This window comes from Paraburkholderia franconis (genome assembly GCF_009362735.1).
Lineage (GTDB): Bacteria > Pseudomonadota > Gammaproteobacteria > Burkholderiales > Burkholderiaceae > Paraburkholderia > Paraburkholderia franconis.
In genome coordinates this window covers 19,186-42,484 of record NZ_WHNP01000060.1, presented here as the reverse complement: position 1 = coordinate 42,484, position 23,299 = coordinate 19,186, and the positions used below count along the sequence as shown (strand labels likewise).

General features: G+C 63.8%; 20 protein-coding genes. 5 read left to right on the top strand and 15 right to left on the bottom strand.

Translation table 11 applies throughout. The features are described from left to right. Positions 1–376: 376 nt before the first annotated feature. The 15 genes from GCT13_RS36770 to GCT13_RS36700 form a co-directional block, all read right to left on the bottom strand. Positions 377–571: a hypothetical protein gene (locus GCT13_RS36770; RefSeq protein WP_152766791.1), complete on the bottom strand. Its 195-nt coding sequence runs from the start codon at positions 569–571 to the stop codon at positions 377–379. Between the two features lie 8 nt (positions 572–579). Further along, complete coding sequence (locus tag GCT13_RS36765; protein ID WP_152766789.1) at positions 580–2,124, bottom strand: methyl-accepting chemotaxis protein; 1,545 nt, start codon at positions 2,122–2,124, stop codon at positions 580–582. 74 nt (positions 2,125–2,198) lie between these two features. Then, positions 2,199–3,236: an XdhC family protein gene (locus tag GCT13_RS36760; RefSeq protein WP_152766787.1), complete on the bottom strand. Its 1,038-nt coding sequence runs from the start codon at positions 3,234–3,236 to the stop codon at positions 2,199–2,201. A gap of 51 nt (positions 3,237–3,287) precedes the next feature. Then, positions 3,288–4,646 (bottom strand): MFS transporter, encoded by a 1,359-nt coding sequence (locus tag GCT13_RS36755; RefSeq protein ID WP_152766785.1) that lies wholly within the window; start codon positions 4,644–4,646, stop codon positions 3,288–3,290. Positions 4,647–4,705: 59 nt separating this feature from the next. Next, positions 4,706–6,367, bottom strand: coding sequence for a UbiD family decarboxylase (locus GCT13_RS36750; protein ID WP_152766783.1), 1,662 nt, complete (start codon positions 6,365–6,367; stop codon positions 4,706–4,708). A 202-nt stretch (positions 6,368–6,569) separates the two neighbouring features. Beyond that, positions 6,570–8,042 (bottom strand): NAD-dependent succinate-semialdehyde dehydrogenase, encoded by a 1,473-nt coding sequence (locus GCT13_RS36745; protein ID WP_152766781.1) that lies wholly within the window; start codon positions 8,040–8,042, stop codon positions 6,570–6,572. 78 nt (positions 8,043–8,120) lie between these two features. Continuing rightward, positions 8,121–8,714 carry a UbiX family flavin prenyltransferase gene (locus tag GCT13_RS36740; protein WP_321574864.1) on the bottom strand — a complete coding sequence of 198 codons (594 nt, stop codon included), beginning with the start codon at positions 8,712–8,714 and terminating at the stop codon, positions 8,121–8,123. Further along, complete coding sequence (locus tag GCT13_RS36735) at positions 8,701–10,368, bottom strand: UbiD family decarboxylase (protein ID WP_152766777.1); 1,668 nt, start codon at positions 10,366–10,368, stop codon at positions 8,701–8,703. The genes GCT13_RS36740 and GCT13_RS36735 overlap by 14 nt, the downstream gene beginning before the upstream one ends. 112 nt (positions 10,369–10,480) lie before the next feature. Continuing rightward, on the bottom strand, positions 10,481–11,209 hold the full coding sequence (locus tag GCT13_RS36730; protein WP_152766775.1) for an enoyl-CoA hydratase/isomerase family protein: 729 nt from the start codon (positions 11,207–11,209) through the stop codon (positions 10,481–10,483). 65 nt (positions 11,210–11,274) lie between these two features. Beyond that, positions 11,275–13,641, bottom strand: a complete 2,367-nt coding sequence (locus GCT13_RS36725; protein ID WP_152766773.1) for a xanthine dehydrogenase family protein molybdopterin-binding subunit — start codon at positions 13,639–13,641, stop codon at positions 11,275–11,277. Between the two features lie 4 nt (positions 13,642–13,645). Next, the gene (locus tag GCT13_RS36720) at positions 13,646–14,167 is read right to left on the bottom strand and encodes a (2Fe-2S)-binding protein (protein ID WP_152766771.1); all 522 of its coding nucleotides are present in this window, start codon (positions 14,165–14,167) and stop codon (positions 13,646–13,648) included. Positions 14,168–14,186: 19 nt separating this feature from the next. Beyond that, the gene (locus tag GCT13_RS36715) at positions 14,187–15,068 is read right to left on the bottom strand and encodes an FAD binding domain-containing protein (RefSeq protein ID WP_152766769.1); all 882 of its coding nucleotides are present in this window, start codon (positions 15,066–15,068) and stop codon (positions 14,187–14,189) included. Between the two features lie 30 nt (positions 15,069–15,098). Next, positions 15,099–15,797, bottom strand: coding sequence for an SRPBCC family protein (locus tag GCT13_RS36710; RefSeq protein WP_152766767.1), 699 nt, complete (start codon positions 15,795–15,797; stop codon positions 15,099–15,101). A 113-nt stretch (positions 15,798–15,910) separates the two neighbouring features. Then, positions 15,911–16,705: an alpha/beta fold hydrolase gene (locus GCT13_RS36705; protein WP_152766765.1), complete on the bottom strand. Its 795-nt coding sequence runs from the start codon at positions 16,703–16,705 to the stop codon at positions 15,911–15,913. Between the two features lie 164 nt (positions 16,706–16,869). Beyond that, on the bottom strand, positions 16,870–17,274 hold the full coding sequence (locus tag GCT13_RS36700; protein WP_152766763.1) for a carboxymuconolactone decarboxylase family protein: 405 nt from the start codon (positions 17,272–17,274) through the stop codon (positions 16,870–16,872). A 140-nt stretch (positions 17,275–17,414) separates the two neighbouring features. Between GCT13_RS36700 and GCT13_RS36695 the strand changes: the two genes are divergently transcribed. The 5 genes from GCT13_RS36695 (at position 17,415) to GCT13_RS36675 (ending at position 23,295) form a co-directional block, all read left to right on the top strand. Continuing rightward, a complete protein-coding gene (locus GCT13_RS36695; protein ID WP_152766761.1) occupies positions 17,415–18,101 on the top strand; it encodes a GntR family transcriptional regulator in 687 nt (228 codons plus the stop codon). A gap of 304 nt (positions 18,102–18,405) precedes the next feature. Next, positions 18,406–19,704 (top strand): MFS transporter, encoded by a 1,299-nt coding sequence (locus tag GCT13_RS36690; protein ID WP_152766759.1) that lies wholly within the window; start codon positions 18,406–18,408, stop codon positions 19,702–19,704. Between the two features lie 147 nt (positions 19,705–19,851). Beyond that, entirely contained in the window at positions 19,852–21,261 is a 1,410-nt protein-coding gene (locus tag GCT13_RS36685; protein ID WP_227747203.1) for a uracil-xanthine permease family protein, read from the top strand. Positions 21,262–21,425: 164 nt separating this feature from the next. After that, positions 21,426–22,037 (top strand): porin, encoded by a 612-nt coding sequence (locus GCT13_RS36680; RefSeq protein WP_152766755.1) that lies wholly within the window; start codon positions 21,426–21,428, stop codon positions 22,035–22,037. 160 nt (positions 22,038–22,197) lie between these two features. Next, entirely contained in the window at positions 22,198–23,295 is a 1,098-nt protein-coding gene (locus GCT13_RS36675; protein ID WP_152766753.1) for a porin, read from the top strand. Positions 23,296–23,299 lie beyond the last annotated feature (4 nt).

Below are 23,299 nucleotides of genomic sequence, written 5' to 3'. Positions count from 1 at the left end.
GAGTGCACGTTTGCGCCTGTCACTTCGTACAGACTCCCACACATCTGCTTCGCCCGTCCATTTACGCGACTGCACCGCTTCGTCACCGCATCACGGACCATCTGCCAGACAGTTCGACCACTCATCGGGCAACGTCCCTGAACATTGCGGGCCATCAATCACCATAGCCTTCGCCACTTCGACCACATCGGAGCACTCCGCGGTTTCCTCCCTTCTGGTTTGTCCAACGCCTGCCCGCATGCGCTGACGCGCGCTTGCGAGCCTGCGGACATGGGCAGGCGTCGAACAAACCTAAAGATCAGCGGACTTACCGAAGGCGCGGAAGAGGCCAGCTGCGGCGAGCTGAGCGAGGCCGTTTGACACAAAAACCGTCGTGCTACACCAACAATTCAGCGCGCGGACTAGATGTGGAAAGGTACCCGGTCTCGACCGCTGCTTCTGCCAGCATCGATTCGTCCATCGTGTCCGGATCGAATAGCGAAGAGACCAGCTCGAGGTATGTCTTCTCCTGGAGCGCTTTCGCTTCCGCTTCGATGCCGTCGAAGGTCGGTAGCAGTCGCTGCTCGACCACGCACACTATCAGTTCAGCCGGAAGATCGAGACAGCGTCGCGCAACACATTCGCCTGGTCGTCGAGTGACGCCGCAGTTGCGGCCGCCTCTTCTACCAGCGCAGCGTTCTGTTGCGAGACTTGATCCATCTGTGACACGGCGACACTAACCTGTTCGATGCCATCGCGCTGTTCGTCGGACGCGTTTGTGATTTCCCGCATGATCGTCGCGACACGTGAGATCGAATCGCTAATCTCCAGCATCGTCTCGCCTGCGACCTTGACGAGTTTTGAACCCGAAGCCACGCGCTCGGCCGAATCGTCGATCAGTGTTTTGATTTCCTTTGCGGCCGTACCGGCGCGCTGCGCGAGCGAACGCACCTCCAAGGCGACCACGGCGAAGCCACGTCCATGGTCGCCGGCGCGGGCGGCCTCCACCGCCGCATTGAGCGCGAGAATGTTGGTCTGGAAGGCGATGCCTTCAATGACGCCAGTGATTTCGCCTATCTTCTGCGAGCTACTGTCGATTTCCGTCATCGTATTGACGACATCGCTCACGACCTGCGAACCGCGCGCGCTTCTGTTATGCGCGGATTCGGTCAGCGTTTGCGCGGTGCGCGCGTTGTCCGCGTTCTGCCGGACTGTCGCGGTGAGCTGCTCCATGCTCGCCGCCGTCTGCTGCAGCGACATCGCCTGCTCCTCGGTGCGTTGCGAAAGATCGTTGTTGCCGGCTGCGATCTGCCGTGTTGCGGCGGCAATGGCTTCGGCGCCGCGCGTGACCTGCCGCACCGTCGCTTCGAGGCCGCCCTGCATCTGTTCGAGTCCGTCGACGATCTGTCCCATTTCGTCGCGCGTGCGCGCCTTCAGCGGCACAGTCAGATCGCCTCGTGCGATGCGCTGGAGCGCCGCAAGCAGGCTGGCGAGCGGCACCGCGATCGAACGGCGCAAGCCGTACGCGCAGCCCACGCAGACGATCAGCCCGAACGCGATCAGCGCCATGCCCGCGAGACGCAGCCGCGCATTGAACTGCTGCGCGACGGTGAACACCTGCTTGCCATGCTCGTTCTTCCAATGATCGAGCGCGTCGGTGGTCGTCGAGAGCACTGTCGAGAGCGGCGACATCGTTTTCGTTGCAATACTGTCCGCCGTCTCGCGATCGCCCCGCTTGAGCGCATTGGCCAACGGCACGATGCCACGTTGTGCCAGCGCAGAGCGCGCTTCATCGACGCGATTGGCGAGTACCTGCTCGTCGGGCGCAAGCGGGATGGCCCGATAGGTGCGCCACGCACGATCCGAGTCCGACAGATGGCCGAGTGCCTTCGCGACGGCCTCCACCACATCGGGGGCCTCAGGGTGCATCAGCGCGCGATCCAGCACCACGCGCGCGATCTCCAGCTCCAGATTGGCTCGCCCCACTGCAATCGATGCCGCCAGCTGGTTCGAATAGGCGTAATCCAGCGCATCGTTCGAACGCTCGATGCCGAGCTGGCCGAGCATGCCGATCGCGAGGATGAGCACGCCCAGCACGCCCATCACGGCCGACAACCGGCTTGAAATGGAGAGACGAGAAAACATGTTGCCCCCGATGTTTCAGTTTGGTCCTGAAAGACTTTTTTATCGTGCTGCGAAAGTTTCGCTACCCATCCGAATCAATGACGCTGCATGACGGCGCAGCTTGTCTTTTCGTTCATCGCGATATCCAGCGTCGCTTTAGCTTCTTCGACCCGGAATTCGCTCGGCAATGCCACGCCGTTCTTGACCGCCGTGACCTCGGCAAGTATCGACACGGCGATCTCCGGCGGAGTACGACTGCCGATATAAATTCCGACCGGCCCGCGCAACCGGACGAGTTCGCTTCTGTTGAGATCGAAATGCTTTTCGAGCCGCTCGCGTCGTGCGGCATTGTTCCGGCGCGAGCCCAACGCGCCGACGTAGAACGCGGGCGTTCTGACCGCCTCCATCAACGCGAGGTCGTCGAGCTTCGGATCGTGCGTCAACGCAATGACGGCGCAGCGCTCGTCGAGCTTCATGTCGAGCACGGTGTCGTCGGGCATCGTCCGCACGAGCGTCGTGCCCGGTACGTGCCAGGTGTCGGTGTACTCCTCTCGCGGATCGCAGACAGTCACTTGATAGTCGAGCCCGAGCGCAATCTGACAAAGGTAGCTCGAGAGCTGACCGGCACCGATCACGAGCATCCGGTAACGAGGGCCGTGAACGGTCAGCAGCCGGTGTCCGTCGAAATCGACGCCGTCGGTCGCGTGCGCGGGCACGAGTCGCGCCGCGCCGCTTTTCATGTCGAGCGAACGTGCAACGAGCTGCCCGGCGCCGACCCGGCGACACAGCTCGTCGATGCAGCTCGCGCGCGTCAGCGGCTCGAGTACCAGTTCGATCGTGCCGCCGCACGGCAGTCCGAAGCGATGCGCCTCTTCGGCCGAGATGCCGTACTTCATGGCTTCCGGGCACGTCTGCTCGATACCGAGCTGGCGCACGCGGTCGATCAGATCGTCCTCGATGCAGCCGCCGGATACCGAGCCGACCACCGAGCCGTCTTCGCAGATTGCGAGCATCGCGCCTTCGGGCCGCGGCGACGAGCCCCACGTCTTGACGACGGTGACGAGCAGCACGCGACGACCGCTTTCGATCCAGCGAACGCTCGCCTTCAGCACTTCGAGATTGACGCTATCCATAAAAATATCGACCGGTTGCCTGAGCTTGATGTGGGCTTCGGAAGAAGTCCGTTAATGGCGCGATAGCGCCGAGCGCAAGGTCATTTCTCGCGCTGCTTCCGGCGTGATAGCTCTGTTGAGCATGAAGCAGGCGACACCGGCCGCCAGCAACGGCAACGCACCGAGAAGAAAGATCGTCCCGATCGGCGTTCCGATGGCGATCAGGACACCGGCGAGCAGCGGGCCGACGATAGCGCCGATGCGCGCTACCGCGAAGGACGCGCCAGTCGCAGTCGAGCGGATGAAGGTCGGATAGATCATGCTCGAAATTGCATTGAGGCCGATATTCCCACCCAGAACGAGCAGACCCGAGAGCAGCGCCATCGACATGGTGAGACCGGCGCCCGTGCCGACGGCCAGCCCGAGGGCCGCCACAGGAACTGCGCCGAGGATCATGGTTAGCGTCATCACCGATACGCCCTTCCTGTCGATCATCCAGCCGAAGAACCAGCTGAAGCCGGCACCAAGCTGGAACAGCGCCTGGCTGCGGGCCGCATTGGCATAGCCGATTTCATCGGTCAGCAGCGTCGTCATCCACTGCGACAGGAAGAAGTGCGTGACGAAGGAAAGACCGAGCCCGAGCCACAGGAAGGCGGTCATGGCCGAACGGCCCTCGGTGAAGAGGTGCCTCACGGGAACACCCGTGCGCGCCTTCTCCTGGATGGTGAAGCGCGTGTCGTCCGCGAATTGCGCGCCAGGCTTCAGCTTGCGGGCATAGCCCAGGATGCGTTTGCTGGTAGGGTTGCGCAGCGTCAGGTAGCGGATCGATTCAGGCAGGCCCGCGAACAGAATGAGGCCCGCGACCACGGCGCCCGCGCCGCCCACGTAGAAGACCGAACGCCAGCCATAGGCCGGGATGATCTCTGCCGCGAGCAGGCCGCCGCCGGACGAGCCGGCGGTGTAGCCGAGGTAGAGGAGGGTAATGATCAGCCCTCGCTTACCCGAGCGGGCGTAGTCCGTGATCAGCGAGACGGCCATCGGCATGCCCCCGCCGATGCCGAGCGCCGCGCAGAAACGCAGGATCGACAGTTCGACCAGGTTATGGGCGAACGGCACGGAGAAAGTGAAGACGCCGAACAGCGCGGTCGCCAGCAGGATCGCGCGCCGCCGGCCGATGCGGTCGGCCAGCATGGCGAAGACGACGGACCCCACCATCCAGCCGACGATGCTGATGTTGAACACAGGCGTCATCAGGGCCCGGTTGATGCCCCATTCCTTGATGATGCCGGGGGCGGCGTAATTCAAAGCCTGGTTGTCGAAGCCGTCGGCCAGCATCACGAGGGCGCACAGAATGAAGAGGCTCACAGTGAACCAGCTTCGCTCCTGCGTCTCGACGACCTGGGCGATATCGACGGTGTTGTTTTGAGTCATGAACGTCTCCAAATGCCTCTGCTCCACGGGTTGTTGACTTTCGGCGAGCGCGTTGGCGCTTATTCGCCGTGACCGCCCGAGGCATCGCGCACCGGCGTTTCCGGCTTCACGCCGCCGCGCCGGTTTGCCCACGTACGTTCACCCGTCTTGCGCCAGCCGCCGGAGGTCGCCGCGTCTGCATATTCGTCCCAGCGCGTGTCCCAGTCGCCCAGGTGATAGCCGTGCCATGGCGGCTGCGGCGTGAGGCTGGGGAGTTCCAGCTCTTCCCAGATCTTGCGTGCCGCCGTCATGTATTGCTCCTTCGGCAGAGCGAGCGGCGGCATCGCGTGCTTCAGTGTCGCGTCGATCAGCAGCGTACTTTCGAGCGGCGCGCGACCGGACTTGGGGCCGTGGCCACTGGTGCGATAGGGCGTCACATGCAAGTCGTGCGTGAAGTCCGAGCGATAGGCCAGCGACCAGAAAATCGCATCGGCATTTTCCGGGTTGATGTCCTCGGAAACCGCGATGACGAGCTTGCCGCATTGCGCCTGCAGCGTCGCGGCGCCTTGCAGGCCGCGCCAGACTTCCGCCTGCTGTGTGCCGCGCGCAAACTGCAGGAAGATCACTTTGCGCAGGTTGGTCAGCGGCTCGTGCATTACTACGCGCTTGATGCCGCGCACGCCCATCACCTTGCTCAGATGCTCGAGGTACAGGGGCTCGTAGGCCACTTTCTTCAGCACGGAGCTTTCGCTAGGCGTGACCTGGCTGATGATCGAGACGAAGACGGGCTTCTTCTTCATCGTGATCGCGGTGACGTGCATCGACATGTTGTAGTCTTCGAGGGCGATATGGCCGTGGCTTTCGCCGAACGGGCCTTCGGGCTCGAGCGCGTCGGTGTCGATCAGACCTTCGATCACGATTTCGGCATCGGCGGGAACGACGAGATCGATGGTCTTGCAGCGCACCACTTCGACGGGCGCGCGCATCAGGCCGCCGGCCACTGCCATTTCATCCTGATCGATCTGTAGCTTCTGCGGGCCGGTGAACAGCACGGCGGGCGCGCAGCCCAGCACGATCGCGCAGGGCATCTTCTCGCCGTTGGCGCGATATTTTTCCCAGTGAAGATAACCCCCGGCACCCGACAAACGGCTCGCCATGCGCACACCGAGCCGGTTCTCCGACTTCAGGGCGGCGCGGTACGTACCCATGTTCTGGACGCCGCTTTCGGGATCTTTGGTCACGCAGAGCGTCGCGGTCAGATAGGGCGCTGCGTCGAAGCCGGGCGTGGAAACCGGCACGGGCAGGCGCGACAGACCTTTCTCCTTCAGCGCATCGCCGCTGATCACTACTTCCTGGCACGGCGCCTGTTCGACCATAACGGGCGGAACCGGCTCGGCGATCGCCTCCGTCCAGGCCTTGCCGATCTGCTCGACGGGCAGTCCCAGGCCGGTAGCGTAGATCTCGGGCGAAGCGGCAAGCCCGCCGATCAGCACCGGGATGTCATAAGTCCGGCCGTCGCCGTCAACCACGTTGGTGAACAGGAAAGCGCGGCGCTGATCTTCGTGCAGCCCGCCCTGAAACTGCCAGCGCGCGAGCGGGTGTAGCTCCGTATCCTTGTTGATCGGCCGGTCGATGCGGGTCAGCAGCCCCTTGGCCTCCAGCCGGGCGATATGGTCCTGCAAGTCGCGCGGTGCGCCCTCGGCGGTTGCCGTTCGCGAACGATCGTGAGGGGTTGATGACATTCCGTCTCCTAAATGTAAATTCCAGCGACTGGGTAAATCGGTGTGATTGTATGATTGCATGCCAATACTACAACTGTCAACGCGGCTTTACTGACTGACGCACGGCGCCACTGGTGGCGTCCGGACTGCCGTCATACGACGGCTGGGCGTCGGTTTTGCCACGATGAATCCGGCTGGTAGCCGGCTGCCGAAGCGGCATCGTTCAGACGCCACCCATGCACAGGTATTTGATCTCGAGATATTCCTCGATCCCATACGTCGAGCCTTCGCGCCCGAGTCCGGATTGCTTGACGCCGCCGAACGGTGCGACCTCATTCGAGATCAGGCCGGTGTTGATGCCGACCATCCCGTATTCGAGCGCCTCGGACACGCGCCAGATCCGGCCGATGTCGCGGCTATAGAAGTAAGCGGCGAGACCGAACTCGGTGGCGTTTGCGGCCGCGACGGCCTCCTGCTCGTCGCGAAAGCGGAAGAGCGGGGCGACGGGGCCGAAGGTTTCCTCCGTCGCGAAGCGCATCGACGCCGTGACGCCATCCACCACAGTCGGCTGGAAGAAGAGCTTGCCGGCGGCATGACGCTCGCCGCCCGTGAGCACCCGTGCGCCGTGCGCCACCGCGTCGGCGATATGTGCTTCGACTTTCTCGACGGCGGCCTCGTTGATGAGCGGGCCTTGCGTGACGCCGCTCTCGAAACCGTTACCGACCTTGATGCGGGCGACGGCTGCCGTGAATTTTTCGGCGAACGCGTCGTACACGCCGTCCTGCACATAGAAGCGGTTCGTGCAGACGCAGGTTTGACCGGCATTCCGGTACTTCGAGGCGAGCGCACCCTCGACTGCGGCATCGAGATCGGCATCGTCGAACACGATGAACGGTGCGTTGCCGCCGAGTTCGAGCGAGAGCTTCTTGATAGTCGGCGCGCACTGGCTCATCAGCATGCGGCCGACGGGCGTCGAGCCGGTGAACGAGAGCTTGCGCACGATCGGGTTGCTGGTCATCTCCGCGCCGATCGAGCGCGGATCGCCGACGACGACGCTGAACACGCCGGCCGGCAGGCCCGCGCGATGCGCCAGTTCGGCCAGCGCGAGCGCCGACAGCGGCGTGGCTTCGGCGGGCTTGACGATCATGGCGCAGCCGGCCGCGAGCGCGGGCGCGACCTTGCGCGTGATCATCGCAGCGGGGAAATTCCACGGCGTGATCGCGGCGCACACGCCGATCGGCTCCTTCGTCACCAGCATCCGCTTGTCGGCGGCCGGCGAGGCGAGTACGTCGCCGTCGATCCGTTTGGCCTGCTCGGCGAACCATTCGATGAACGAGGCCGCGTAGCCGATCTCGCCTTTCGCCTCGGCGAGCGGCTTGCCTTGCTCGGCCGACATGATCGTTGCGAGGTCGTCCGTGTTCGCGACCATCAGCGCGTGCCAGCGCTTCAGGATTGCCGCGCGCTGCGCTGCCGTGAGAGCGCGCCAGCGGCGCTGCGCGCGTTCGCCGGCTTCGATCGCGCGGCGCGTTTCGGCGCCCGTCATGAGCGGGACGTCGGCGATCTTCTCGCCGGTGGCGGGATCGTTGACAGTGAAGGTGCGCGCATCGTCGGCGCCGCACCATGCGCCGTCGACATAAGCGAGCGTGCGCAACAGGCTCGCGTCCGCGAGCCGGGAAAGCAGGTTGGATTCAGTCATGATCATCGCGAGAGGCGGCCCGCCGCGCGCGCAGCACGGCGGGCCTGTGAGGATGGAGAAAGCGGCGCGGCGCGCGCGTTACAGATCTTGCTGCGGCTCTTTCCAGCGCCTGACCACGCCGGTTTCGATGTCGAACAGATCGAGCATGCGGCCTACCGTGTGATTAACGATGTCGTCGATCGTTTGCGGCTTCTGGTAGAACGCCGGGACGATCGGCGCGATGACGGCACCCATGTCCGAGAGCTGTACCAATGTGCGCAGATGCCCGCCGTGCAGTGGCGTTTCGCGCACGCCGAGCACGAGACGCCGGCGCTCCTTCAGCACGACGTCCGCCGCGCGGCTGATCAGCGAACTCGTGATGCCCGTGGCGATTTCGCTCATCGAGCGCACCGAGCACGGCACGATCAGCATGCCCTTCGTCTTGAACGAGCCCGACGAAATGGCCGCGCCGATGTCGCCGGGCGAATACCAGTGCGACGCACGCGCGCGCAGATCGGCGGCGCGGATGTCGGTTTCGTAGGTCATCGTCAGTTCGGCGGCCTTGCTGATCACGAGATGCGTCTCGACGCCCGCCTCGGCGAGCAGTTCGAGCGCGCGAATCCCGTAGATCACGCCCGACGCGCCGGTGATGCCGACGATGATCCGTTCCGGAGTCCTCTTATTCGTTGCCACGATCGGCCTCGACGCCACGTACCGGCGAATTCGGCTCGACGCCGCTACGGCGGCGAGCATGGTAGGACGCGTCGCGCTGCATCCATTCGCCGCGCGTTGCCTGCTCGGCGTTGCGGTCCCATTCTTCCGACCAGTCGCCGAGCGAGTAGCCGTACCACGGCGACTCCGGCTTCAGCTTCGGCAGGCCGAGACGTTCCCACAGCAGCTTCGCGTTCTCCATGTATTCCTTCTTCGGCAGCGCGAGCGGCGGCATGGGCGCTTTCATTGTCGCGTCGATCAGCATGGCCGAATCGAGTCCGGTTGCGTGGTCCGAGCGCGGACCGTGGCCCGGCTCGCGGTACGGAATCGTCTTCACGTCCTCGACGGGATTGCAGCGATAGCCCATCGCCCAGAACACTGCGTCCGCGTTGTCGGGATCGATGTCGTCGTCGATCGCGATCACGAACTTGCCGATCGCAGCCTGCAGCGACATCGTGCCGTACAGCGCGCGCCAGACCTCGGTACGCTTCGCGCCGCGCTCGAACTGCAGGAATACGAACCGACGCAGATTCGTGAGCGGCTCGTGCAGCGACACTTTCTTGATGCCGCGAATGCCGAGATGGTCGCGCAGATGGCGCAGGAACATCGGCTCATACGCGAGACGTTTGATGACGCTCGATTCGGACGGCGTGACCTGCGAGATGATCGACGTCAGCACGGCATCCTTGCGGCGCGTGATCGCCGTGACTTCGATCGAGAGGTTGTAGTCTTCGAGCGCGACGTAACCGTGGCTTTCGCCGAACGGACCTTCCGGTTCGAGAAATTGCGGATCGACGTAACCCTCGACGACGACTTCCGCTTCGGCGGGCACCAGCAGATCGACCGTGCGGCCCTTGACGACGCGGATCGGCACGCCGGCGAGGCCGCCCGCGACACTCAGTTCATCGACGTTCGGGCGCAGCTTCTGCGGGCCCTGAAATGCGACGAGGGGCGGTGCGCCGAGCACGATGGCAACGGGCATCTTCTCGCCCTTCGCCGCGTACTTGCGCCAGTGATCGAGACCGCCCGCGCGCAGGTTCACGAGCATCATCATGCCGAGGCGCGTGGCCGACTTCAGGTGGCCGCGATACGTGCCCATGTTCTGCACGCCCGTTTCCGGATCGCGCGAGATCACGCCCGTCATCGTCATGTACGGCGCGGCGTCGAAGCCGGGCGTCGAGATCGGCAGCGGCAGCGATTCGAGGCCGTTGCCGGGACCCTCGAGATCCTTGCCTTCGATCACGATGTCATGCACGGGTCCGCTTTCGACCACGACGGGCGGCACGGGATTGTCGATCGCGCGATTCCATGCGTCGCCGATATCGTCGAGCGACGCCACGTTCATGCCGATCCGGTAGATCTCGGGATTCGCGGCAATGCCGCCGACGATGACGGGAATGTCGTACTTGTGGCCCTTGCTGTCGACGATATTCGTGAAGAGAAACGCCTTGCGATCGGCTTCGGGAATGCCGCCGCGGAACTGCCAGCGCACGAGCGGATGCATCTCGGTGTCCTTGTTGACCGGTTCGTCGATCCGGTACAGCAAACCTGCCGCTTCGAGGCGTGCGATGTGTTCGTGCAGGTCCGCGTAACCCTCGTTCGCGGAAGACCTGGAAGTGATGTCTTGATCAGCCATGGCTAGAGTCCCGTGAAGCGCCGCGTTGCGCGGCGCCCTTATTGCTTGAAGTGTTGCCCGACGCGCGCGAGGCGCGACACGTCGGTGATGTACAGCGTGCAGCGGTGATGTATCAACGGCGCATCGACGTCATCGCGTTCGCGAGCGACGCACCCGCGACTTCGCTCGCGAGCGAGAAGTCGGGAATCGTGATCTCGCGGAAATATGTCTTCAGCGTCGCGATGGCGATCCGGTCGCGTGTGCAGATCGAAGCGATCATCGCGTCCGCACGCTCGGCCAGTTTTGCAGCCGGCACGACTTCGGCGACGATGCCCCACTCGCGCGCATTCGCGGCGTCGATCGTCTCCGTCAGGTAAACCATGTGCGCGGACGCCTTCGGCGGCACTTTGTGGCGCAGCACGGACAGCACGAGCGTCGGCGGGAGGTTCTTCTGCAGTTCAGGAAGATTGAAGCGTGCGTTGTCCGCGGCGATGGCCAGGTCGCACGCGGTCACTAGCGCGCAGCCAAACCCTTCCGCATCGCCTTGCACTTCGGCGAGCAGCGGCACTTCGCTTTCGTGCATCGCGCGGTAGACGTCGAGAATCGGATCGGCGACGTTGCGGCGGAACTGCGCGGACGTCGGTGGCGTGGCCGGCGGCGCGCTGACGGCGCGGCCGCGGCAGAACGCAGGACCGGACGCGCGGATGCGGATGATCTTCACGTTGCTGTCGCGGCCGGCCTGGCGGATGTCGGCGGCGAGCGCGCGCATGGCGTCGAGCGTCAGCGTGTTGCCGAGGTCCGGCTGGGAGAGGGTGAACCGGTATTCGGATTCGTGGAGCGCTGCAGTGAATTCGGTCGTCATGGAGTAAAGGTCCAAACAATGAAAACAGGGAAGGGACGCCCGCGCTGAGCGGGCGCCTGCGCAGGTCAGCGCGCGTAAGCGCCGGCCTCCTTGAGCTTCTGGAACACACGCTGCGGTATGAGCGGTGCTTCGGTGAATTCGACGCCGTATTCCGAAAGCGCGTCCTCCATCGCCGCGACGATCGCCGCAGCGGCCGGAATCGTGCCGCCTTCGCCCGCGCCCTTGACGCCGAGCGGGTTCAACGGCGACGGCGTTTCGAGGTGCACGATGTCGATGTTCGGCACGTCGGTTGCCATCGGCAGCAGGTATTCGCCGAAGTTCGTCGTGGTCGGTTGCGCGTTCTCGTCGTATTGCATCCATTCGAGCGTTGCGTTGCCGATGCCGTGCGCGACCGAGCCGATCACCTGGCCATCGACGATCATTGGATTGATGAGCTTGCCCGAATCGTGTGCCATCACGTAGTTGAGGATCGTGATGTGGCCCGTCTCGCGATCCACTTCGAGTTCGACGACGGCGGTGCCGTTGCAGTACGTCGACTGCGCGGGCGAGAAGTATTTCGTCTCTTCGAGGCCGGCGGTGAGGCCCTTCGGCATCGTGAAGCCGGGCATGCCTTGCGAGATCTTCGCGAGCTGGCCGTAGCTCATGCGCTGTTCGATGCCCGAGCGTCGCGCCACATGACCCTCTACGAGCACGAGCTCGGCGGGTTCGCACTTCCACAGATGGGCGGCGAGCGTGAGCATCTTTTCGCCCACGGCCTGAGCGGCGATGTAGACCGAGTTGCCGGCATTGACCGTCACGCGGCTCGCGAACGTGCCGACGCCCATCGAGATGCCGCCCGTATCGCCCGTAATGACATCGATCGTTTCGAGCGGCACGTTCAGCTGTTCGGCGCAGATCTGCGCGAACGTCGTTTTGTGGCCCTGGCCTTGCGGCGAGGCGCCCGTGATCACGACGACGCGGCCGTTCGCCTGCACGCGCACCGTCGCGCCCTCGAACGGTCCCATGCCAGTGCCCTCGACGAAGCTCGCCATGCCGATGCCGATGAAGCGGCCTTCGCGGCGTGCCGCGGCTTTGCGTTCGGCAAAGCTCGCGTAGTTCGCGCGCTCGAGCGCGGCTTTCTGGCAGGCCGGATAGTCGCCGCTGTCGTAGCGCAGCGGGCTGCCGTCGCGATAGATGAAGCCCGCGTCATAGGGCATCTGCTCCGGCTGGATCAGATTGCGCCAGCGCAGCTCCGCACGGTCCATGCCGATTGCGCGCGCGGCCTTGTCGAGAATCCGCTCCATCGCGAACACCGCCTGCGGACGGCCTGCGCCGCGAACCGGTGAGGTTGCGCACTTGTTCGTGTAGACGACGTCGAGCTTCGCGGCCATCGCGGGGATCACGTAAGGGCCGGGCGTCGTCGTGATCGAGATGTACGGCGTGATGATGCCCCACGGCAGGAACGCGCCGTTGTCGTGCACCATCTCGAGTTTCACGCCGCGAATCTTGCCGTCGTTTCCGAGCGCCATGCGCACGGTCCACCACTGGTCGCGCTCCTGCGTGACGGCGAGGAAGTGCTCGCGCCGGTCCTCGATCCATTTGACGGGACGCTTGAGCGCGACGGCCGCGATCGCGACGAGCGCTTCCTCCGGATAGAACGGCAGCTTCGGACCGAAGCCGCCGCCGACGTCGTTCATCAGCACGCGCAGCTTCTCAGCATCCCATTCGAGCAGTTCGACGAGGTTCTTCTTCTCGTGGTGCGGTGCCTGACCCGACGACCAGACGGTCAACTCGCCGTTGGTCGCGTGGTATTCGGCGAGATAGCCGCGCGTCTCCATCGGATGCGCGGACCCCCGGTTCTGCCAGTACGTTTCCTCGACGACGTGCGGCGCATCGTTGAAGGCGGCGTCGATATCGCCGAAACCCATTTCGATATGCGCGACGACATTGTCTTTTGCGTCGGTGTGGCAAAGCGGCGACTCGGGACGCAGTCCGTCGCGGCAATCGGCGACGGCGGGCAGCGGATCATATTCGATCTCGATCAGACCGCACGCGTCTTCTGCGATATAGCGGTTGTCCGCGACGACGAACGCCACCGCTTCGCCCGCGAACGTCACTTCCGTCGACGCGAGCAGTTCCTGGGTACGCTCGAAACGGATCGCCGGATTCGGCAACATCGACGGCGCACGGCCGCGTGCGCGGCCGCTCAGGTCCGCGTGTGTGTAGACGGCCTGCACGCCCTTGAGTTCGCGGGCCGCAGTGCAGTCGATCGAGACGATCTTCGCGTGCGCGTGCGGGCTGCGCAGCACCGCGGCCTGCAGCATGTTCGGCAGGTGCACGTCGTCCACGTAGGAGCCCTGGCCCTGCAGCAGCTTTTTGTCTTCGGTGCGCGCGACGCGCTTGCCGATGTAGCGCTGGTCGGTGGGCGCGCCCTTCAGGTCGGAAATTTCCATCGTGTTACTCCGTAGCGTGTGCTGCCGGTGCCGCTGGTGTATCAGCACGCTGATCGCGAATGCGCTGTGCAGCGAGCAGGGCCGCAGCCACGATCGGCTGATAGCCCGTACAGCGGCACAGATTGCCCGTGATCGCTTCGCGGATCTCGGCTTCCGTCGGCGAGTCCGTTTCGTTCAGCAGTTCGGTCAGCGTCATCAGCATGCCCGGTGTACAGAACCCGCATTGCAGCGCGTGGGTTTCGCTAAAGGCCTTCTGCAACTCGTTGAGCGTGCCATCCGCGTGGGCAAGCCCTTCGACGGTGGTCAGCGAGCGGCCGTTCACCTGGGCGGCGAGGGTGAGGCAGGCGCGCGCGGTGCGGCCTTCGATCAGCACGGTGCAGGCACCGCAAACGCCGTGCTCGCAGCCGTAGTGCGTGCCGGTGAGATTGAGGTCGTGACGCAGGAAATCACCGAGCATGCGGCGCGATTCCACCTCGTGCTCATAAGCGGTGCCGTTGACGACGACTCTGACGATACGAGTCTCCATGTCCATCTCCTCTGTCACTCTACGATTGTCTTGCGACGCGCGAGAACGCCCGTTTCAGCGCTCTTTCGGTCAGGACGCCGGCGAGATGCTGGCGGTAGTCGGTACTGACGTGCGCGTCTGTCATCACGTCGAGCGCGCGGGCGGCGTCGCTCGCGATACGCAGCGCGCTCTCGTCCAGCGGGCGTCCGCGCAGGGACGTCTCGACCTCGTGCATCCTTACGGGGCCGGGCGCAACGCCGCAGATCGTCAGCGATACGCGGTCGAGGTGCCCTTGCGCATCCGCGGTGCAAAGCGCTGCAACACCGACGATTGCGTAATCGCCATGGCGCCGCGCGAACTCTTCGAATGCATAGCCATGGCCTTCGGGCCAGATATCGAGCGAGATGCTGGCGAGCAGTTCGCCTTCTTCGAGCGCGGGCGTCATGTACATCAGCGCCCAGTCGGACATCGGCAGCTCGCGGTGCGTGACTGCGCCGTCTTCGTAGCGGGCGATCGTCAGCACGCCGTCGAGCGCGGCGGTAAAGCACGGCTGCTCCGACGACGGATCCAGCTGGCACAGGCTGCCGCCGAGCGTGCCGCGGTTGCGGATCTGCTTGTGGCTGACGAGCTGGTATGCCTCGCGGATCAGCGGTGCGCGCTTCGTGACGAGCGGCGACAGTTCGATGTCACGTTGCCGGGCCATCGCGCCGATGTGAAGGCGGCCATTGCGCTCTTCGATGCGGGTCAGTGCCTCGACGCCGTTCAGGTCGATCAGGTGACTCGTCATCAGATACCGGAAGTTCATCATCGGCATCAGCGACTGGCCGCCGGCGAGCACTCGCGCGTCATCGAGCGTGCCGAGCAGCTGCGCGGCCTCGTCGACGGTGGTCGGCGCGTGATACTGGAATTCACTGGGTTTCATGCGTGCTCCGATAGTGCGGCGGTGACTTCTTCAGTGATGCTGCTTGACCCCGAAGAGCCGCGTGAAGAAATTCCGGATCGATTGCCACATCGCCTTGCGCATGAGTGCGCCGGCGTCGAGCGGCGCGACGGGTGCCGGGGCGGGCGGCGGGCGGCGCGCTTCGGTGGCCGGCCTGGGCGCATCCGTTGCCGCTGCAGTGGTGGGCGCACCTGGCTCGCTCGCGGTGTCCGGTGCGGCGGCGGGAGCGGCCTGGGCGGCGTGCGCCGCGTCCGCTTCGATGAGGGCGGCAAGGTTCTTTGCGAACTGGTTCAGCAGTTGCTGCGAGAGCGCCTCGATCATCCCGGCGCCGCGCCCGTACTGCGCGACCGTGCCCGACAGATTGACGTCCGACACGACGTCGACTTTCGTCTTGCCGCCACCCGCGTCGGCGACGGCTGCGTTGATCTGCGCTTCGGCGCCGCCGCGGCCTTTCGTGTCGGTGCCGCTGGCGGACACCACGACCGTGCGGTCGGCGTCGTTCTGTTCAGCAATCTTGAATTTGCCCGCGAACTTCAGCGTGAGCGGGCCAAGCTTGACGGTGAAGCCGCCCTTGTAGCTGCCGTCGGGCTGCTGTTCCTTGAGTTCCGCGCCCGGAAAACACGGTGCGGACCGTTCGATGTCGATCATGGTCGCCCACACGTCCGTGGGCGGTGCATCGACCGTGAAAGACGATCGGATTGTGATTGCCATGCTGCCTCCTGGGAGCGATCGGCCCGTGCGGGCGCCCCTCCATTTATCTGATCACTACTGAGCCGCGTGGCGCGTAAAACTGTCCCAACGCGCGGGCGAGCTCGCGTTTCATTTCATTCAGTGAGCGTCGACAGAAAATCGTCGAATATCGCTGCGAAGTCTGCACGCATGTCGAATGCGCCAAAATGCGCAGCGCCCGGCACCACGACGAAACGGCTGTGCGGCAACGCATCGGCGATCTTCTGCGATACGGCCGGCGGAATGCTCGCATCGGCACCGCCCGCGACGACGAGTGCCGGTGCCGACACGTTTGGCAGTTCGCCGAGATTGTCGAGCAGCGAGATTGCCCGCCAGTTCGCGCTCCAGCTGTACCAGTCGTCCGCGGCGAGCCGCTCGCGACACTTCTGGACGAGGTCGGGGCGCGGCGTGTCCGTGAGGAACCAGCGCGCGATCGTCTCGTCGATCACCTCGGACATCGAACCTTGCCGGCTCATGTCGCCGCGCGCGAGAATGTGCGGGCGCACTTCGTCGCGAAAGCCACCCGCTGTTCCGCAGAGGATCAGCGCGCCAACGAGCGCGGGGAACTGGATTGCAACACGCTGCGCAATCATGCCGCCCATCGATACGCCAATCAGCGTGGCGCCCGTCAGGCGTTCCTGGCGTAGCACGGCGGCGACGTCGGCCGCGTGATCGGCAAGCGTGATGGGGGCGGTGACGGCGCTCGACTGACCGTGGCCGCGAATATCGATCGCGACGACGTCATACGATGCGGCCCAATGCTCGACGTGCTCGTCCCACCAGCTTCGGTCGACGCCGATCGGATGAAGCAGAACCAGCGGCCGGCCCGACCCGCGACGGGAGTAGGCGATGCGGCCGGCTGGGATTTCGCAGAAAGTTGAATGAGACATGGCTTGTACGGGTAAGGCTCGGGGTGCGACAGGTGCTTGGTGCGATTGGCTACCGACTCGGCAACCCACAGCGCGAAACGCCTGCGACCCACTGAACTACCAGGCATGCGCGCCTGGGATGAGATGACGGATCGCCGGGCGACTTCACGAAACGCAAGCCGTTTTCAGGCAGTCGCCGCGGCTTTCGCCTTCAGGTCGAGCACGACCGCCTTCGCGCGACGCAACCCTTCGGCCGCAACAGGAATGCCTGCGTAGACGCCTGCCTGCAGCACCACTTCGGCAATTTCCTCTTCCGTCACACCGTTGTTCACGGCACCGCGGGTATGCACTTCGAATTCGTGCCAGCGGCCGAGCGACGCCAGCATCGCGAGGTTCAGCATGCTGCGCGTTGCGCGCGTGAGGCCCTGGCGGTTCCACACATTGCCCCAGCACGCGTCTTCCGTGTATTCGCGGAAGACGGTGTCGAAAAGATGGGGATCGGCGTTGCCAGCCGTGTGGCTCGCGCCCAGCACTTCCTTGCGGATCTTTGCGCCGATGGCACGACGTTCGGTTAGCGTGATGTCTTCCATGAGTATCCTTTGGGTTTGTCCAGCGGTTGTAGGATTGTATAATTGGAGGACAGTATCCGAGCTTCGTTTTCGAATGTCAATATGATTGTATTACGAAGTTTTGGCGGGGCTCTCCTCAATTCATATGGCAAAGGGATGGAATGAATACCAACAGACTGGTAGTCCGACCGGTAGCAACGCTGCGCCAGCAGGTGATCGACAGCTTGCGCGGGTGTATCAGCGATCTGACTTTCAAGCCGGGCGACCGGCTGGTCGAGCGCGAACTGTGCGAGATGTTCGGCGTGAGCCGCACGCTCGTTCGAGAGGCACTGAGTCAGTTGGTGGCCGAAGGGCTCGTGCAGATCATTCCGCACAAGGGTCCGATCGTCTCCGTAATGACGGGCGACGAGGCGAGAGGGCTTTATGAAGTGCGCGCGGTACTCGAGGCGCTGGCGGGCCGCCAGTTCACGGAACGGGCTACGGACGAGCAGCGCGCCGCGCTGAAACAGGCGTTGAATGAACTCGCATCGTTACGGGACATGCAGGGGCAGGACGGCACGATGCGCTTCCTGAGACAGAAGGCCCAGTTTTATGACGTGATGCTCGAGGGCGCCAGAAACCCGGTACTCACGGAGATGCTGCGGCTGGTCCATACGCGCGTGATGATGCTGCGCGCGACGACGCTCTCGCAGGAAGGGCGTCTCCCGCAAAGCTACGACGAGATCGCGGCGATCGTCGACGCTGTCATGCGAAACGACGCCGACGCGGCAGCTGCGGCGTGCAAGCGACATGTGGAGCAAGCCGAAAAACTGGCGGTTCAGGTGCTGGCCGTAGCGGCCAACGACTAGGTCGACCGAAACGCCGCATCCGCCGGTTTCTTCCTCGTCCGATGTGTTTAGCAGAGGCTGGAAGGGCCGCGTCGCGGCGTGTCGGCTGGCGAACCGGCCTCCGGAACGGCGAGAAGATTCCGCCTGATCTTGCGTCATCCACGATCCGGCGGACGATCATGATCGACGCATTGAGCCGTAATACAATAATCTGTATTGCAATCTAATTGCATTACGCTATACTGCGCCCCATGACGAAACGGGCGCCATGACCCGTACCAATTAAATCGCCCGGTTTCGCGGCGAAAGATCAGGAGACGGGACAATGGGCACAACGCAGTGCGCGAAGCCGGCGTCGGTGGCTTCGGCCGAGCCTCAGGGATTCAGGTTGTCGCGCTATCAATGGCTGGCGCTGATTTCGGCGTTCCTCGGCTGGATGTTCGATTCGATGGACCTGAATCTCTTCACGCTCGTGCTCGTGCCGAGCGTCGGCCAGCTACTGCACAGTGTCGATGCGACCGAGATCAGCAAGATCGGCAGCTACATCATTGCGGGCAAGCTGCTCACGTGGGGCATCGGCGGCGTGCTGTTCGGCGTGGCCGCCGACCGCTTCGGCCGCTCGCGCGTCATGGGCTGGACCATCCTCATCTACGCGGCGTTCACCCTGCTGAGCGCATTCTCAAGAACATGGACGGAACTCGCTGTCGCGCAGGCGATGGCCGGTTTCGGCATCGGCGGCGAATGGGCGGCAGGGGCCGCGCTCGTCGCCGAATCGTGGCCGGGCCGGCAACGCGCCCGCGCGATGCAGATCATGCAGATGGCGTTTGCGTTCGGCTTTCTCGCGGCGGCGCTCGACAATCTGCTGCTCGGCCGCTTCGGCTGGCGGGTCGTGCTCGGCGTGGGCGCCGCGCCCGCGCTCGTCACGATTCTCGTGCGCCGCTTCGTGCCTGAACCGCAACGCTGGGTGCATGTGCGCGACAGCGTTGTCGCCGAATCCGCGATGCAAACCTTCACCGCCATCTTCGCGCCAGGACTTCGCCGCAAGACGATCATCGGCGTGGTCGTCTCGTCGGCGGCCATGCTCGGCTGCTGGGGCGGTCTCACGTTCCTGCCGAGCTGGATTCATCAGCTGTCGGTCACGGCTGCCGATCATCGCGATATCGGAACGACTGTCAGCTACGCGTTCATTCTCATGATGATCGGGGCGACGCTCGGCTACCTGTCGCTGATCTGGATGCTCGACGCACTTGGCCGCCGGATGTCGTATTTCATCTTTTCGGCAGGATCGCTCGTGATATCGCTGGTGCTGTTCATGACGGTGCATGACATCGGCGGGGTGCTGTGGCTGATGCCCGTGTACGGTTATTTCGTGATCGGCGCGTTCGGCACATTTGCTGCCTATTTGCCCGAGCTCTTCCCGACCCGCGTGCGTGCGACGGGGCAGGGCTTCTGCTGGAACATGGCCCGTGCGCTGACAAGCATTGGTCCCATCGCCGGCAACGCCGTGGTCGCGAAGTTCGGTTCGTTTCCGGCAGCATCGGCGGCGGTGTCGCTGCTCTTTATCGTCGGCATGGTGTCGATCTGGTTCGGTCCCGAGACGAAGGGCGTTCCGCTCGACAACTGAGGATCACTGACGATGCGGGCGGCGAGCCGTCCGTCACGGAAATACGGCTGTTTCCTTCGTGCAATGGCGTCTGAAGGGAAAGGGTGCGATGCGGCCATAGTCTGCGTCGCCGGACAGGATTTCGTTTTTGATCTAATGGAACGCACCTTGAGCACAGACATACCGAAACCCGGCGCGGCAATCCGGGAGGCCGCTGCAGAGCATGCTTCTGCGCGCGTCTTCGACGTCGGAATCAACGAGCGGTTGCCACTCTCGCAACTGGTCGTGCTTGCGCTGCAGAACGTTTTCGGCATGACGGGCATGTTTGTGTTCCCGGGAATCCTCGGCCGCGCATTTCATCTGTCCGATCCGCAGATCGCGTACCTGTACGGGACGACCTTCATGTCGTGCGGGATTATCACGATCCTGCAATCGGTGCTGCTGTTGCGCCTGCCCGTCGCGCAGGGCCCTTACGCGGGCAGCTTCGGTGCGCTGCTGACAGTCGGTCATTTGCAGTCGGGCGGGCTTGGCACGGCATTCGGATCATTCTTCGCCGCTTCGCTGATCTGGTGTCTGCTCACGGTGCCGATCCGCGGACGCAGCATCGCGGGCATGTTCGCGCGGCATCTGCGCCTGCCCATCATCTCAGGGATGATCGTGATGCTGATCATGGTGCAGATCTCCAGCGTCGCGCTACCGACCTGGATCGGCAGCCCGAAGAGCCCAGGCTTTCCGGTCGTGAACCTGCTGTCCGGCGCGGTCGCCGTGGCGGGTATTGTGTTCGCGATGTTGTGGGGCGGCCGCCGGCTGCGCCGCGTCGCGATTCTGCTCGGCCTCGCGCTCGGCACGCTGGCCTATACGCTGTTCCAGCCGGCGTCGTTTGCGGCCGTGGCCGCTGCGCCGCTCGTCGTCGAACCGCACATCTTTCCGTTCGGCTTCGGCGTGCGCCCCGATCTCGTCGCAGTGTTCCTGCTCGTGCTGATTCCGGCGGGTATGGGGTCGATGGCCCTCTATCAGACAGTCGCCGAATGGGGCCGGGAGACGCTAAGTCCGGGCCGCATGTCCGAAGGTCTGTTCGGCGTGGCGCTCGGCTCGGTTGTTGCGGCAATATGGGGCGGCTTCAGCACGATCGCGTATCCGGACAACATCGGCATTCTGCGTGCGACGCGCGTCGGTTCGCGCTACGTGACGCTCGCGGCAGGCATTCTCCTGATCGTGCTCGGTGGTTGCGTGAAGTTCGACATGCTGCTTGTCGTAGTGCCGATCCCGGTGATCTCGGCCGCCGCGACGCTGCTGTTCGGTATCGTCTTCATGCACGGCGTGCACATTCTCGCCCAGGTCGAATGGGACGATCAGCGGCTGATCGCAGCGGGGCTCGCGTTTCTCGTTGGCCTCGGTGGTCTCTTCATCTCGCCTGAGGTCATTCATGCGATGCCGCTGATGCTGCAGCTCGTGCTTCAGCAGCCGGTGATCTCCGGTGGTCTCACGCTCGTGGTGCTGCACTCGCTGCTTTGCTCGAAGCAGCAGCCGTCGAAAACATCAGCGGCCGCGCACGCCCGCGCGCAAAACCAGGCTTAGACAAGACCGTAAAACCTGTTCGGGCGAGCTGCCCGCCCGGACCCTTCGACGTGCTGCTGTTCCTGAAGAGTTCGTGCACAGACATCGATACAGCCCGTCAATACAGATTTCATATTTTGTACTACATATTAACAAAATGGTGATCCTACGAAGCCTCGCCAATCGTGCTGCACAGCTACGTTGGCGTGAATGGGCAAGGCGTATTCGGCAATGCGGGCGAGTGGTGGAACTCGGTGTTCTACGCCACGCCGACCTTCAACGGCCTCACCGGGCGGGCAATGTATTCGTTTGGCGGCGCGCCGGGCCATCTCGGCCAGAACAAGTGGATCGGCCAGATCTCCTACAACACCGGCGGTTTCGCGACGTCGGTCGTGTATCAGAAGATCAAGTACAGCCTGAACGCGGGCGACCTCGGCACTGTGCTGCCCGGATTGACGACGCAGTCGGTGGTGAACGTCGGCGCGTTGTACGACCTGAGTTTCGTGAAGCTGTATGGCCAGTACCAGCACGTCTGGGATTCGATCTCGAATGGCGATGTCGGTATCGATACCGGACAGATCGGTTTCTCGATTCCCGTCGGTCTCGGCAGGATTCTCGGCTCGGACGCGTATTCGAAGAGTTCCGGCCATAGCTCGGTTTATCGCAACACCTGGGCACTCTCGTACGACTACGCGCTGTCAAAGCGCCCCGACATGTACGTGGCGGTGCTGTCCGATCGCGCCAGCAGGATGTCGACGGGCACCACGGTAGGCCGCGGCCTGCGCACGCAGTTCTGATCGATTAGCGGCGGGCACGCGAATGCGTATAGCGGGACGCAAGTTCGCGGCACGCAGATCGGGCTGGACCTTCGTGCAATCAACGGTTGACGGCACGGGAAGGGTGCGCATTGGCGCACATTCCCCGCCCTACAAATTTAACGATGTCAATGGAGGAGATATGTTTGAAACTGGAAGAGCAGGTGGTGGCGCACGCAGGATTGGCCTGTGGCGTTCGCTGGCAGCAATGACCTTGTTGGGGCTTTCGGGCGGTGTGGCTCACGCACAAAGCAGCGTTACGTTGTATGGCTCGCTGGACGGCGGGCTGCGCAATCTCGTGAACGGTACGAAGGCAGGCGGCGCGGCGCTGACGATGGCATCGAACGGCGTCTACAAATCGAATCGCTGGGGCTTTCTCGGCGTCGAGGACCTGGGCGGTGGATACTTCGTCCGCTTCGATCTGGAAGCGGGCTACATTCTGTCGACGGGCGCCAACAGCAGCACGACCAATCAGTTGTTTCAACGTAATTCCACGGTCGGGTTCGGCGGACCGTTCGGGCAGGTCGACATCGGCCATCAGTTCACGCTGCAACACCGGCTGATCAGGGACTTCGAACCGTTCAACCTGCGCTATCTGGGCGTTACCGAAGCGGCGGCGATTTCCGGCGGCACCAGCGGCCGCGACGACAACGCGATCCATTACCACGGCGATTTCGGTCCGTGGACGGCGCGCGCGGTCTACGCACCGGGCGGCATCGCAGGTAGTCTTGCCAGCGGGACGATGCTCGCGGGCGGCCTGAATTACCACACAAGAATGTTCAAGTTCGGTGCAGGCTATACGCACCGCTCGAACCCGCTTTCGACCACGGCAGCCACGACCCCGTATTTTGCCAACAATCAGTACACGGCCGGCGGTGCAGTGTCGCTCGGTCCCGTCGAGGCGATGGGTGGGTATTCGCTTGCCATGCAATCCGTTCCCTCGACGGTGCACGGCGCGACGCGCAACCAATACTTATGGGGCGGCCTGCGCTATGAGGCGACGCCGTTCCTGAATGTGACGGCCGCGTATTACGACAACAAGAATTCGACGGCCGGCGTGGATGGCCGAAAGGACGTCGCCATTCTGGGCGTCACGTATGCGCTATCGAAACGGACCCTGCTTTACGCTGACATTGACTACACGCATTTCACTGGCGTCTACGTGACCAATGCCACGCTGAACCCGTCCGGGCACGAGAAACAGACGGGCTTCTCGATCGGTATGAACCATGATTTCTAAGCAC